General features: G+C 36.0%; 14 protein-coding genes. 10 read left to right on the forward strand and 4 right to left on the reverse strand.

Translation table 11 applies throughout. The features are described from left to right. The first annotated feature begins 17 nt into the window (after positions 1–17). From LF887_RS21905 to LF887_RS21950, 10 genes are all read left to right on the forward strand, one after another. Positions 18–275, forward strand: coding sequence for a phosphopantetheine-binding protein (locus LF887_RS21905; protein WP_047381552.1), 258 nt, complete (start codon positions 18–20; stop codon positions 273–275). Positions 276–358: 83 nt separating this feature from the next. Continuing rightward, positions 359–1,558, forward strand: a complete 1,200-nt coding sequence (locus LF887_RS21910; RefSeq protein ID WP_236856370.1) for a beta-ketoacyl-[acyl-carrier-protein] synthase family protein — start codon at positions 359–361, stop codon at positions 1,556–1,558. Beyond that, the gene (locus LF887_RS21915; RefSeq protein WP_236856371.1) at positions 1,555–2,616 is read left to right on the forward strand and encodes a beta-ketoacyl synthase N-terminal-like domain-containing protein; all 1,062 of its coding nucleotides are present in this window, start codon (positions 1,555–1,557) and stop codon (positions 2,614–2,616) included. The genes LF887_RS21910 and LF887_RS21915 overlap by 4 nt, the downstream gene beginning before the upstream one ends. Positions 2,617–2,787: 171 nt before the next feature. Next, positions 2,788–3,543 carry a polysaccharide deacetylase family protein gene (locus LF887_RS21920; protein ID WP_236856372.1) on the forward strand — a complete coding sequence of 252 codons (756 nt, stop codon included), beginning with the start codon at positions 2,788–2,790 and terminating at the stop codon, positions 3,541–3,543. Next, a complete protein-coding gene (locus LF887_RS21925; protein WP_236856373.1) occupies positions 3,536–4,162 on the forward strand; it encodes a LolA family protein in 627 nt (208 codons plus the stop codon). Before LF887_RS21920 ends, LF887_RS21925 begins: the two co-directional genes overlap by 8 nt. After that, positions 4,128–4,763, forward strand: a complete 636-nt coding sequence (locus tag LF887_RS21930; protein WP_236856374.1) for a hypothetical protein — start codon at positions 4,128–4,130, stop codon at positions 4,761–4,763. Before LF887_RS21925 ends, LF887_RS21930 begins: the two co-directional genes overlap by 35 nt. A 7-nt stretch (positions 4,764–4,770) precedes the next feature. Next, complete coding sequence (locus LF887_RS21935; protein WP_236856375.1) at positions 4,771–5,370, forward strand: outer membrane beta-barrel protein; 600 nt, start codon at positions 4,771–4,773, stop codon at positions 5,368–5,370. 4 nt (positions 5,371–5,374) lie between these two features. After that, positions 5,375–5,755 carry a 3-hydroxyacyl-ACP dehydratase gene (locus tag LF887_RS21940; protein WP_236856376.1) on the forward strand — a complete coding sequence of 127 codons (381 nt, stop codon included), beginning with the start codon at positions 5,375–5,377 and terminating at the stop codon, positions 5,753–5,755. Further along, positions 5,752–6,228: a hypothetical protein gene (locus LF887_RS21945; protein WP_236856377.1), complete on the forward strand. Its 477-nt coding sequence runs from the start codon at positions 5,752–5,754 to the stop codon at positions 6,226–6,228. Before LF887_RS21940 ends, LF887_RS21945 begins: the two co-directional genes overlap by 4 nt. A 4-nt stretch (positions 6,229–6,232) precedes the next feature. Next, positions 6,233–7,405, forward strand: a complete 1,173-nt coding sequence (locus LF887_RS21950; protein WP_236856378.1) for a DUF2062 domain-containing protein — start codon at positions 6,233–6,235, stop codon at positions 7,403–7,405. 73 nt (positions 7,406–7,478) lie between these two features. Here the strand turns inward: LF887_RS21950 and LF887_RS21955 are convergent, their stop codons facing one another. The 4 genes from LF887_RS21955 to LF887_RS21970 all read right to left on the reverse strand — a co-directional run bounded on the left by LF887_RS21955 (position 7,479) and on the right by LF887_RS21970 (position 13,990). Next, positions 7,479–10,127, reverse strand: a complete 2,649-nt coding sequence (locus tag LF887_RS21955) for a T9SS-dependent M36 family metallopeptidase (RefSeq protein WP_236856379.1) — start codon at positions 10,125–10,127, stop codon at positions 7,479–7,481. Between the two features lie 287 nt (positions 10,128–10,414). Next, positions 10,415–10,780: a hypothetical protein gene (locus LF887_RS21960; RefSeq protein WP_236856380.1), complete on the reverse strand. Its 366-nt coding sequence runs from the start codon at positions 10,778–10,780 to the stop codon at positions 10,415–10,417. Continuing rightward, a complete protein-coding gene (locus tag LF887_RS21965) occupies positions 10,777–12,462 on the reverse strand; it encodes a C45 family autoproteolytic acyltransferase/hydolase (protein ID WP_410680495.1) in 1,686 nt (561 codons plus the stop codon). The genes LF887_RS21960 and LF887_RS21965 overlap by 4 nt, the downstream gene beginning before the upstream one ends. 16 nt (positions 12,463–12,478) lie before the next feature. After that, positions 12,479–13,990 carry a phytoene desaturase family protein gene (locus tag LF887_RS21970; RefSeq protein ID WP_236856381.1) on the reverse strand — a complete coding sequence of 504 codons (1,512 nt, stop codon included), beginning with the start codon at positions 13,988–13,990 and terminating at the stop codon, positions 12,479–12,481. Positions 13,991–14,082: the final 92 nt, after the last annotated feature.

Here is a 14,082-nt window from a genome sequence, read left to right on the forward strand (position 1 = left end):
TTAAATTAAAACTTTTTATGGAAAACTTAAAAACAGAATTGAAGCACAAAATTATTGAAGTATTAAACCTTGAAGACGTTTCTATAGAAGAAATCAAAGATACAGACCCATTATTCGGAGGCGGACTGGGACTTGATTCTATTGATGCATTAGAACTTATCGTTCTTCTTGATAAAGACTATGGAATCAAATTGGCCGATCCTAAAAAAGGAAAGGAAATTTTCCAGTCTATCGATACGATGGCTAAATTCATCGAAGACAACAGAACAAAATAAATTAATATAACAATCTAATAATCTGTCATACAGCAATTGTTGGCAGATTGTTAGATTGCTACGTTGTTACATTATTTAATACCATGAGCCAAAAAATTGCCATAACAGGAATGGGCATTATTTCCTCCATCGGAAACAACGTGGAGGAAAATTTTATTTCATTACAATCCGGAAAACATGGAATTTCAGATATTCAGATGTTTGAAACCCGACATGCCGGAGCCATTAAAACAGGTGAAATAAAATTATCCAATGGAGAACTTGTAAAAATGCTTCAACTTGATGAAGACAACAATGTAACAAGAACTTCTTTATTGGGTATGGTAGCCGCAAAAGAAGCGGTAGAAAGTGCCGGAATTTCGGATATTAACGGGTATAGAACCGGTCTTATTTCTTCTACCAGCGTAGCAGGAATGGATATTACCGAAAAATACTTCTACTCTTACGAAGATTTTCCTGAAAAGCAAAAATATATCGATGCTCATGATGCCGGAAATTCTTCACTGGCAATTGCTGACTATTTGGAATTAAAAGGAATGGTTTCTACCATCAGTACTGCTTGTTCATCTGCAGCCAATGCTATTATGATGGGGGCCAAACTGATCAAAAACGGAGTTTTAGACCGTGTTATTGTTGGGGGAACAGATTCTCTTTCAAAGTTTACTTTGAATGGCTTCAATACCCTGATGATTCTTACGGATTCTTACAATACCCCTTTTGACAACAACAGAAAAGGGCTGAACCTTGGAGAAGCTGCGGCTTTTCTGGTGCTTGAATCTGAGGAAATTGTTAAAAAAGAAAACAAAAAGGTCTTAGCTTACCTTTCCGGTTACGGAAATGCTAATGATGCCCATCATCAGACCGCTTCATCAGAAAACGGACAGGGCGCATTTCTAGCCATGCAACAAGCTTTGAAAATCTCAGGACTGGCTAAAGAAAATATAGATTACATCAACGTTCACGGAACGGCAACTCCGAATAATGATTTATCAGAAGGAATTGCTATGATCAGAATCTTTGGAGAAAATCAGGTTCCTGAATTCAGCTCTACAAAAGCGTTTACAGGACACACTCTTGCCGCAGCAGCAGGAATTGAGTCTGTATTTTCAATTTTAGCAATGCAGCACAGCCTTATCTTCCCGAACCTGAATTTCCAGACGAAAATGGAAGAGTTTGACTTAACTCCGGTTACTGAATTGAAAGAAAAAGAAATCAATCATGTTCTATCCAATTCATTTGGCTTTGGAGGAAACTGTTCAACCTTAATTTTCTCAAAATCATGAGTGAAGTATACATCAACAGTGCAGCCTGTATCTCTGTACAGGATAGTTTAAACGAAAATATTCTTCAAAATCTTAATCCCGAAAATTCTTTACAGATCATAAAGGCAATAGAACCTAACTATAAAGAGTTCATTCCCCCTGCTATGATCAGGAGAATGTCTAAGACAGTAAAAATGAGCTCCGTAGCTTCAAACCATGCATTGAAAGAGGCAGGAATTGAACTACCGGATGCCATTATTGTAGGAACCGGAATGGGCTGCTCTCAGGATTCTGAAAAATTCCTGAAAAATGTGATTGATAATCATGAGGAGTTCCTTACTCCAACTTTCTTTATCCAGTCTACCCACAATACGGTAGCAGGGCAGATTGCTCTGGGATTACAGTGCCATGCTTATAATTTCACCTATGTAAACACTTCATCTTCCCTTGAGTTTTCATTTCTTGATGCTAAACTTCAGATCAATGATGGAGAGGCAGAAAATGTTCTTGTAGGTTCTACAGATGAACAGACCAACAGAACAATGGAGCTTTACTGTTTAAATAATACCATAAAAAAGGAAATTGATCTTCCTGCTGATTATTTACATTCCACTACCAATGGGGTGATCTGGGGTGAAGGTGCCAGCTTTTTTGTTGTAGGAAAGGATAAGACTGAAAATTCTTACGCAAAGCTTAAAAATATTCGGATCAGCAATAAAGTTGAATTGAATGAAGTTCAGGATTTTATCCAAAATTTCTTAGCTCAAAACAATATTTCCAATCATGATATTGATGCTGTTATTCTAGGATTCAGCGGAGATGCAGATTCTGATGTTTATTATACGAAAGCTGCAGATATGTTTCCAGCTTCATCGCAGTTGTATTATAAACATTTGAGTGGAGAATTCAATACAGCCAGTGGTTTTTCTACCTTTATAGCCTGTCATATTCTTAAGGAACAGCAAATTCCGGAAGTTATGATGATCAATCAAGAGAAAAAGGAAAGCGTGAAGTATGTACTTCTTTACAATCATCTGGCGGGTAATGATCACAGTCTGGTATTATTGGAAAGGGCTTAGTTGGCAAAAAGTCAATAGCGTTTACCATACAATTAAAGCAGTATTGTTGTCATTCTGACGAAGGAAGAATTCCTGCTTTTACATGATAGATTCTTCATTTCGCTTCGCTATATTCAGAATGACAAAATGGGTATACATCCAGAAAGTTTAACAATATAAAAGTAATCAGCAATGAAACATTATCCCTTTATCCTGTTCTATCTTTTCTGCAACGTTTTTATTTATGCGTTTCAGGGAAGCTCGTGGGTATATTTGTTTACTTTTTTTGCTTTCTCTGCCGTTGTTGTATGGGGTTCGTTTGACATTGGACTTGGATATTTCGTCAACAGCATTACTCACAAAAGAACTAAAGTAAAAGAAGTTGCCCTCACTTTTGATGATGGTCCCACAGAGTTTACTCCAAAGTTTTTAGACTTACTTAAAGAACATCAGGTAAAAGCAACTTTTTTCTGTATCGGGAAACAGATTGAAAAATACCCTGAAATATTTCAAAGAATCATTGCGGAAGGTCACAGTATTGGAAATCATACGTTATCACACTCTAATTCCACAGGGTTTTTATCGACTTCAAAAATGATTGAGGAGATTGAAAAATGTGATGAAGTCATGAAAAATACAGGAAATATAAAAACTCATCTTTACAGACCTCCTTTTGGGGTAACGAATCCCAATATTGCCAAAGCGATCAAAAGGACCCATAAAGAAAGCATCGGATGGAATGTCCGGTCTTTAGACACCATCATTGATGATGAAAAGAAAATCTACAGCAGAGTTACCAAAGGTTTGAAAAAAGGGAGTATTATTCTCCTTCATGATACGTCGGAAAAGACCTATCGTGTTCTGGTAGATTTATTAGTATTTTTGAAAGATAAAAAGTACTCAACCTTTACCGTTGATTCAATTAAAAAATCAAAGAAAAATGATTAAAAATATTGCTTTCGGAGCATTTCTATTAGTTTCCGGCTTCTTTTTTGCTCAAAATACAGCAATGTCAGCAGCTGAGGCTAAAGCTTTTGTATCTAAGGTTTCATCCGAAACAAAAGAGATTAAAACTTTACAGAGTGATTTTACACAAACCAAAAAGATGGACTTTCTGGACAAAAGTATCGTTACTTACGGAAGAATGTCATTACAGACCCCGAATATGCTGAGCTGGAAGTATACCAAGCCTTATCAGTACAGTATTGTTTTTAAAAGCAATAAAATCTTCATCAATGATCAGGGGAAAAAATCGTCTGTAGATGCCAAGAGCAAAACATTTGAAAAAATTAATAAGCTGATTGTAGGAAGCTCAAATGGAACGATGTTCAATGATCCTGAATTTACGGTAACGTATTTTAAGAACGGAAATTATAATGTTGCGAAGTTTATTCCTAAAACCGCTCAGCTATTGAAATATATCAAACAGATCGAACTGTATTTCCCAAAGAACCAGTCTACGGTTTCTCAGGTTAATATGACTGAGGCATCCGGAGATACTACCAATATCGTTTTCAAAAATACTAAGATCAATGCTTCAATTCCTGCGTCAGAGTTTACTTTATAGCCTTATCCTGATTCTGGCTGTTTCCTGTAAAAGCTATCAGCTTACTGGTGTCAGGTCTGTTTCTACCTCTGAGAAAATGGTAGAAAATTTATATTTCTCTACCGGCGAAGATTATGTTTATAAATGTCAGATGGATATTTATAAAAATCATGTGAGCGGTATTCTGATTATTAAAAAGATCAGCGAAACGACCCATCGTGTCGCATTAACATCAGATTTTGGGAATAAGCTGATCGATTTTGAAGTTTCGGACGATGATTTTAAACTTAATTATGTTCTTCCTGATCTGGATAAAAAAATTGTCATCAATTTTCTGAAAAACGATTTCCAGCAGCTCTTAAAAAGACAGTACCCTGTAAGTGAAAGCTTTGAGAATGAAAATTCAAAAATATATCTTTCAAAAATTGATAAAAAAGGGTATTATTTATTCTTCAATAAGAAAAACAATTTGCTAAAACAGATTATTTACACGAAAAACAACAGAGAGAAAATCGATTTTACTTTTGATGCAAAAAAGCATATCTTCGCAGACAGCTTAAACCTGCAACACAAGGATTTTAAGATTACTATAAAACTATTTCAGATAACCGAAACGGAATAAATTCCACATGAAAAAAATATATTTCTTACTTTTCGCATTGATCACCAGTTTATCTTTTGCACAGGTAACATTCAACCCCGGAATCAGAGTAGGTGCCAATATTTCACATATATCAGACGGCCCGGTGCAGGATTACTGGTACTACAATGATAATCAGGGAGTCCATTACGGAAACAACACTTATGACATCAAATCAAAAGTCGATTTTTATATAGGTTTTCAGGCGAATATACGATTTGTAAAATTCTATGCCCTTCAACCTGAAATTTATTACACGCGTCAGGGAGCAAAGCTTGAAAGCCAAAATTCAGCTATAGCATCTAAAACAATCAGTCTTTCTTATGTAGGAGCTGCCATGGTGAACAAATTCTATATGGATAAATTTAATATTCATTTCGGGCCTACTTTAGAACTTCTTACTGATCATAAGGATATTGAATCTCCTACAGAGGCAGATTTGGGACTATTATTTGGTGCCGGATATGATATCACAAAAAACTTCGGTGTGGAAGCCCGAATCAAAAAGGGTTTTGTGCATATTAATAATTACCATACCAATGTAACATTCCAGACTGGAGTTTATTATACATTTAATCTTAAAAAATAAGATCATGCAGACCATTCTTACAGATTTTTATAGTTTAACATCATACGATAAAGCAGAAGACGGGAAGTTTACTGCTTCTATTCATTTAAATAAAGACCACGAGATTTTTAAGGGCCATTTTCCTGGAAACCCGGTAACTCCCGGTGTTTGTATGATGCAGATCATTAAAGAACTTACGGAAGAATTTACCGGTTCAAAGTTATTTCTGAAAACCGCGTCTAATGTGAAATTCATGGCCATCATCAATCCTTTTGAGACCCCTAATCTGGTGCTTCATCTTGATATTGATGAAAACGGAGAGGATGTTAAAGTAAAAAATATGACTTCTTTTGGCGAGACAATTGCATTAAAATTGTCTGTAAGCTATAAAAAAATACCATCATGAAACTTATCTTATCATTTGTAGCGGCATTTATTTTTTTCTTTCAGTCTGATATTGAAACGCTGAGAAATAGCTATGCCAAGGCCAATGAATCAAATACCAGCACCGCTGCCTTCATTGAAACAGCTGAGAAGCAATCAGGTTCTGATGCCGTAACTTTAGGGTATAAAGCAGCAGCGAAGATCATGGAAGCAAAGATTGCGAAAAGCAATAGAAAATCTCTTGTGAAAACGGGTGCTACAAGTCTGGAAGGCATTATCAAAAGTAATCCTAATAATGCAGAGCTTCGCCTGATCAGATTAAGTGTTCAGGAAAACATTCCGAAAATAGTAGGTTACCGAGGAAGTATAAAAGATGATAAAGCATTCCTTCTGAATAATTACATCAAACAGAATGCCGGGCTGAAAAACTACATCAAAAGGTTTGCAATGCAATCCAAAACCATGACAGAGGCTGAAAAAGCTACTTTAAAATAAAACCATGTCCCTTGCAGAAGTACAAAATGCAATTTCTGAAAAAAAGATCTGCGTTTTAATACCTACCTACAATAATGAGAAAACCCTGAAAAGGGTTATTGACGGTGTTCTCAACTACACCGAAAGTATTATTGTGGTGAATGACGGATCTACAGATTCCACCCCTCTTATCCTTGCTGAATACCCGCAAATCTCAACAATCACCTTACCGGAAAATAAAGGTAAAGGAAATGGTCTGAAAACAGGATTCAGAAAGGCTAAAGATTTAGGGTATGATTATGCCATAACTATTGATTCTGACGGGCAGCACTATCCGGATGATATCCCTGTATTTGTGGAGGCACTTCTTCAGGAAAAGGAAGAGGTTCTACTCATCGGAAACCGAAATATGTCTCAGGATGGGATTCCAAAGAAAAGTAGTTTTGGGAACAGGTTTTCTAATTTTTGGTTTCGGTTTGAAACCGGTATCAAGCTGGAAGATACTCAATCCGGTTACAGACTTTATCCTCTTCATAAAATTCCTAAGAAATATTTTACACCCAAGTTTGAATTTGAAATAGAAATCATCGTAAGAACTGCGTGGAGGCATATTCCTGTAAAAAATGTCCCTATAAAAGTATTATACGATCCCAACGAGAGGGTTTCGCATTTCCGACCTTTCAAAGATTTTACAAGGATCAGTATTCTGAATACAGTTCTGGTAACTATTACGCTGTTATATATTATTCCGAGAAACTTCGTGAATAACTTCAAAAAAAAAAGCTTTAAGAGATTCATAAAAGAGGATGTATTGGAAAGTGACGGAAGCAACCGTACCAAAGCTTTTTCTGTTGCATTGGGAGTCTTTATCGGGCTTTCTCCATTTTGGGGTTTTCAGACTCTTTTAGTGATCAGCCTGTCTGTTCTTTTGAAACTGAATAAAGTACTGGCATTTGTATCGTCTAATGTAAGTCTTCCTCCTTTTATTCCTTTCATTATTGCAGCATCTTTATTTCTGGGAGCACCATTTGTTCACGGTGACAGTAATATACTGAGTCAGGACTTGAATTTTGAACTGATCAAGAACAATCTTCTGCAATATATTATTGGCAGTTTTATTTTGAGTACAACGTTATCGGCACTTTCAGGAATTGCAACTTTTTTCTTTCTGAATAAAATGAGTCCTGAGAACGATTAAGCAGAGACTATATAAAAGTAAAAGCCCTGAAAAATATTCTTTCAGGGCTTTCTAAAAATTAATAATTACTATTTTATTTTGAAACTATAATCTTCTGAGTATAATCAATTGAGTTATTGCTAACTTTTACGATATATGCTCCATTGATCAGCTTTTCAGCGCTAATTGTAGTTTGCTTATTAAGATTAATGCTATCCTGAGAGATAAGCTTCCCTGTAAAATCATAGATAGAAACTGTTGTAATTCCTGATAGATTCACATCTGAAGGAGTTTGGATGGTGAATTCATTTCTTACAGGATTTGGATAGATAGAAATCCCCTTAGAGTTTTTAACTTCATTAACGGCTAAAACTCCGCACTCAGCCGGAACTGAAAAATCTTCTACTTGATCACTCATTTCCGGTAAAGGCTGATTAGCCCCAAATGCCAAACCATTAAGAGCTCCCGCAGATGCATTTACTCCCAATCCTCTTTTAGCAAATGTATTCCAGATCATACATTTATTAGCTCCGTTTGTAGATGCCTGGTCAGCAGCCAAGATTGCATCTCTACCTTGTACAAAGGTTGGGTTACATGGCTGAAGCTTAAGAGCATCCATTACCAATTGTAAAACTCTGGCAGTTCCACTGTTGGCATCAGCCAAAACATTATTGTTGTAGCCATATTTTTCAACATATTTCCAGTTAAGATCCCAAAGCATAGAAGCCCAGATAAAACCAATACTGTGAACATCCGGTACTGTAACAGGAATTCCCGAAATACTTGTACTGATTTTCATTCCATTAGTACGTCCATAAGTATAATTATTGATTGCAAAGTCAGGAGAATATCTTACAGGTCTTATTCCTAATCCTGTAGTTTCCTGTCCTGAAACATAAGTTCCCATACCTCTTGCAATAGAAGCATTATCACCAGGTTTAGCAGTCACCATAAGGGCAAAAAAGTCAGACCATCCCTCTCCCATCTGTTCGTTAGACGAAATATAAGAGAGACAAGAGCTTCCTGTTCCGGTAAGACGGTTAGAAATCCCATGACCATATTCGTGGCTGATAACTCCATTATCTAAACTTGCATCTTTATAAACTGCATCTGTTTTCAGTGTTGCATTTCCAACGATACCATTAGTTAAGTCATTCACCAGAAACTGGCCTTCTGACAAGCCAACCATTATTGTAGGAATAGTGATTGTTGTGTCTGTTCCGCCTAATCCCACAGGAGTATTGCTGTTAGGATGGTATTGTATAACTCCTATTGCTCCGGCATTTTGTAAATTCTTTGTTTTAATAGAGAAACTACATCCTGCAGCGTTTACCACAGCTATTTTTCCTGTAAGAGTTCCCGCTGCAACTGCAGTACATGCATCAGCAGGCGTTGAAAGAGCCAGGTCACCTGTTACAGGTGGATTACCCATAATTTGCGGTCCAAATTGGGCTGTAGCAGCGGCCGGTGTTCTCGCGGTATAATTGGATGGTGAATTATAGTAAAGATATCTTGCATTGGTAGGTGAAAAAAGAAACATCTGCATTCTTCCGCTTGTTCCTTCCACTCCAGGATTAAAGTTAGCGTTATTAAGACCACTTCCGTCTCTTGCCTCAGAAAGAACCGGGTCATTACCTACCCCTCCGTTTCCAAAATTATTTGTCTGATAATTTCTTGCTGATTCTGTAAATCCAAATTTATAAAATAAATCATGCATTTTATTCGTATTATAGAATAAATTGGTTACTGCAGCTGATGTATAGGTAGTATGGGGTGCTGTTATATCCAAAGGAAAATCAAATGATCTGTTAGGTCCTCCATCGGGGGAGAACTGTGGGACATTCGTATTGGCCTCATCAGTATATGCAAAAGCATTGTTACCTCTCGTTATAGTGTAGCTATTGGTTCCGTCAGAATGCCACCCTTCCGGGGAAGCAGTAAGATCCCATGGGTTTGTAAGTAATGTACGGCTTCCAAAAGTTGGTGCTTCTGTAGGAAATGCAAAGACATTATAAGTAGCATTATCAGGTGATAATACAAAATTTGTATTCTTTTTTAAATCTATTTCCCCAAAACTAGCCGGGAGAGAAGATGCATAAGCATTTGAATGGGATAAAGCACCTCCTATAGAATGATGATCGTAAGCTTCCGAATGAAAATCACAAGAAAGAGTAGTATTTTCCTGATATAAAACAGAACCATCTTCAGCATTTACAATGGTATTCCAAACGTTACTTGTACCTTTTTCTTCTACATTTAGCTGATATCCAAGTATTAATTCTCCTGCTTTTGCAAAATAAACAACATTTGTTTTGATAGGCTCCTCTTTTCCATCAATATTTTTCAACGTCGACAAACCGTTCAGTTTTTTAATCGTTTGTGCTACCAAAGCATCCTTTCTTCCACTTTCCTTTCCCTTGATGGCTGAAGGATAAGTTTTAATAAAGGTATCCGCAAAATTTAACACTTTACCTTCTCTGATTAATACATTGGCGGAACTTCCAAAAACCGGAATACCATTAATTACCTGCTGTATTCCTACAACATCTCCTTTCAAACTTGCTGAAGGATCCACATTAATGATTTTAAATGCTTTAAGTTCCGGATTTACTCTTTGAAATACTCCTTGGTTTGAGTTAACGTAATCTTTAATCGTTTGTTCATATTTTTGAGCAGAGATTAAACTAACACTAAAAAGTGAACAAAACAACAGAAGTTTAGCACTAAGTCGAATTTTTTTCATAAGCTTTCTTTTTATCAAATATTAATATCAATTTGCCAGTTAGTAGAAAAACATCTAAAAATGTTACACATTTCAATAAAAACAATCTTAAAAAAATGTTATACAAAGTAAAAATCGCCTGTTTTATATCAACTTCACAAACAATAAGATAAATTAAAATTCTATTTTACAACGAATTACAGTGAATTCATTGTAAAATTATCAACTTAAATAATATTAAAACTAAAATACTGTAATTTCATCACTTCGAAGCTGCCTTTCAAATAGTGAGACCTCTTGATAATACATTATTTATACACAACATCGGAAAAAGATAAAGGTCCCATAAGTATGGTAACAAATATTGCAAGAATGACTAAGGCCAACTGAGTGGTATGGTATATTTTCCCTTGATCTTCTTCTTTTATTTCAAAGGTAAATTTAATTTTGTCCGGTCTTCGGATAATTAACCAGAAGAATACTAGAATGACAAGGTCGAGGACTATAGGCATGAAGAGAAAAACTTTGCTGCCATAGCTGTCTTTATTGTTTCCAAAGCTGTGAATGGGGATGATGTCAGGAACTGAGCTGTATACTGTACACAAATAGACGGTATAGCACAGAATAATGACGAAAGGAATACTGAATAGCAGTTTTATATGTTTGGGGATCATTTCAGTTTATTTAAGGTTTTTTTCAGGTATTTTTCTACCGCTTTTTTATCCGGAACTGTGGTGATTTCTTTAGTGAGGGCTCTTTCAAATTCAATCTTTGCCTTTTTATATTCTTTTTTCTCAAAATAATACTTTCCGGCCACATAATATCCTTTCCAAAAATAAGGATTTAAAGACTGGTAATGAGCAATAAAATCATCAGTAAGGATTTCATTGTTATCTATAGCATTACTTACTTTTGTATTGACCAGCCTGTATTCCTGATAATTTTTAAATTCCTGTGAATCGGCAAAAGGATCTCTGGCAATATTGAATGCTGTTTTTAACTGCAAACTTTCTACTGGCTTTTTAACTGAAAAAATTTCATTCAGATCATAACATACAAATTCTCCCAGCTGATAAGGATTTGAAGAAACCCAAACCAGTTTTTTCTGTGGTGAAAATATAATGGCATGATGCGCCAAAAGCTGATTGAGTGCTTTTTCATTGCCATAACCGATCTTTTCACCTTTCAAACCGGACCTGTTCCTTAAAATGGAAGCCATTTTTTCAGGATTCAGCTTTTTCTCTTCCTCCAAAAGCTCCTGAAGTTTCTCGTATCGGTATTCAGAATGGCTTTCTTCAATTTGTTTCTGATTTCTTTTATCATCTTTATAAGCTTCCGACTGAAAATGGTTTGTACAAAGAACTCTGCTTGTATTCTGCACTCTATATACCCCGAAGTTTTTAGGTGAAACTTCAATGATCACTGCATTTTTATCTGCTGCACTTCCTACCAGAATAGATTCTGATACAAAAACTTTTCTTTTTTTAGCAATAGTAATTGCCTCGTCAATATTTTTAGCGTATTGTAAAATTTCCCTCGTGACAAGCGAAATTGGAGTCTTTGCAGTAAGAGGAATTTTGGATTTTCCGGCATTGATGGTCACAGTAATTCCTTCTTTATTCATTCCTGAAACTACACCAATCATTCCTGGCCAGCTCACCGACATATAAGGAATCCCAATTTCAGGCTCTACAAATTCTACCAGTTTGTTTTGGGCAAAATCATCACCTACATAGAAATCGAAATTTCGACCAATCAAAAGATCACCATCTTCTGTATTTTCGTCCCATACCGCAAGGGATGAGCAGCCTACCATTGCCAGATCCTGCATAGCATGCCCAATATCATGTGCCCCATGCAGATAAAGGTTTCTTAAATATTTTGGTGCAATAAAATCATACTGATCAGATGAGTATTGTGCTAATCCAAATAATTCTGCCTGATAATCTTCTCTTACATTCAGGTACATCTTTCTATTATACCATTTCAAAAAGCCTCTCAACAGCTTTTGTTTGAACTTTGATGGTACAAATCCTTCTACTTTTGAAAAGAAAATCCCTTCTTGTTTCTGCATCAAACTTTGGGTCAATGCTCCGTTATTATATCCCAGCTGCAATGGATTTCCTTTGATATAAAGCTCCCAAAGCTGCTGCTTATTCTTTGTCAGAAAGTTTTGATGATAGCTGAATGTTGAATCATTGATTTTAGTAACTTGAGGAATCTCAAGCGGATATTGTTTTACTTCAGGAATATGATGTACAGACTTTGAAACACCGCATGAAATAACTGTTAAAGAAAAAAAAGAGTATAGAAAAAGTCTTTTATAAGTTGGATAGTTGGTATAAGTTTTTTTCACTTTGGCTTTTATTAAATCATTTTCGCAGACGGCTGTCAATCAGTTCTTTTCCTAAAATTTCCGCACAGGTATTAAAAGCACCAATAGTAACTCCCAAAATCCCGTGCATATTGACAGACTGGCCTGTCAGAAAAAGATTATCAATTTTAGTACGTGGAGAAACCATTGTTTTAAGTGGATTTTCTGAGCTTTTCATGTAGCCGTACATGTTTCCGTCAAAATTTCCGATATAATCCCGGTAAGACAACGGGGAAGAAGTATAGATGTTTTGGATAGCATGTCTGAGATTGGGAATTCTCTTTTCCAACGCCTCAATCATTTTCTCTGTTTTTTCAAATTTAAATTTCTCATATCCTGATCCTCTTTCATTTTTATCCACTATTGTATTAAATGTATTTTCCCATTCTTTCACCTCATCAAAATCCATGTAGGAGATAGCAGTAAGACTTTCTGCAAATTCCGGATGATGTTTTGAAGCTGTAGAGGACAGCATATAGGTTTCCGGCCATGTTTCCTTTTTGTAACGGAACGCATTCCAAACTGATTCTTGTGATGAATAGTGGTAAATATTATAATTGAAATTGGGAAGGCTTTGAGGTTTTAAAACCAAATAAATGCTGAAGCACGATGAAACAGGCCTCCAGCTCAAAACTCTGTTTAAAAATGATTTCTTCAACCGCTCTTCTCCTATCAGCCTTATGGTGGAACGGATCTCAATATTCGAAATAAACTGTTTGGCAAAGTACGCTTTTCCTGTCTTTGTTTTTACGGAAGTCAATGTATTCTTTTCATTAAAAACAAATTCGGAAACTTCAGAATGCTTATGCACTTCGGCTCCATATTTCCGAAGCTTTCTAATAAGGAGTTTAGAAATCTGGCTTCCTCCTTTTGTACATTTATAGGCGCTTTGTATATAAGAATTCACCGTTAAGGCGTGAACGTAAAAAGGAACATTTTCAGAATCTCCGGCGTACAGGAAATTAGAACCTAATAAAACCGACTGCAGTTTTTTGTTCTGAGTAACGGATTCTATAAATCTTTTGGTATTGAGGTGCAGGATCTCTTCGTTATAATTGTCTTTTCCTACGACATTGTATCTTGGAAACTGGCTGCAGACGTATTGAATTTCTTCACAATAGTTTTCAATATTTTCTTTTTCATCCGGAAAATATACAGACAATTGCTCCACAAAATTCTGATAGCCCTGTGCATGAGGATACTCTACTTCATCATCTGCAAAACTAATCCGGTCATACCCGTCTTCATCCATTTTCTGAAGTTCCAGCTCATCCATAATTTCCAGATAGGAAAAGAACCGGTTTAAATTCTGCCCTTTTGAAAGTCCTCCCAAATAATGGACACCGGTATCAAAAATGAGTTTATCTCTTGAGAAAGTCTGTAGATTTCCACCATACTGGTTGTTCTTCTCCAACACGCAAACCTTCAGCCCTTCTTTCGCTAAAATAAGAGCCGAAACAAGACCTCCCAATCCACTGCCGATTACAAGTATGTCATATTCTTTCTTCAAAAGAGAGTGTGTTTTTTTTAAATTAAGAAGCTGAGCAGTTAAGAGATTCAGATGTCGCATTATTTATCAGGCACAAAGAAACTTACTGTGGC

Source organism: Chryseobacterium sp. MEBOG06, assembly GCF_021869765.1.
Taxonomy (GTDB): domain Bacteria; phylum Bacteroidota; class Bacteroidia; order Flavobacteriales; family Weeksellaceae; genus Chryseobacterium.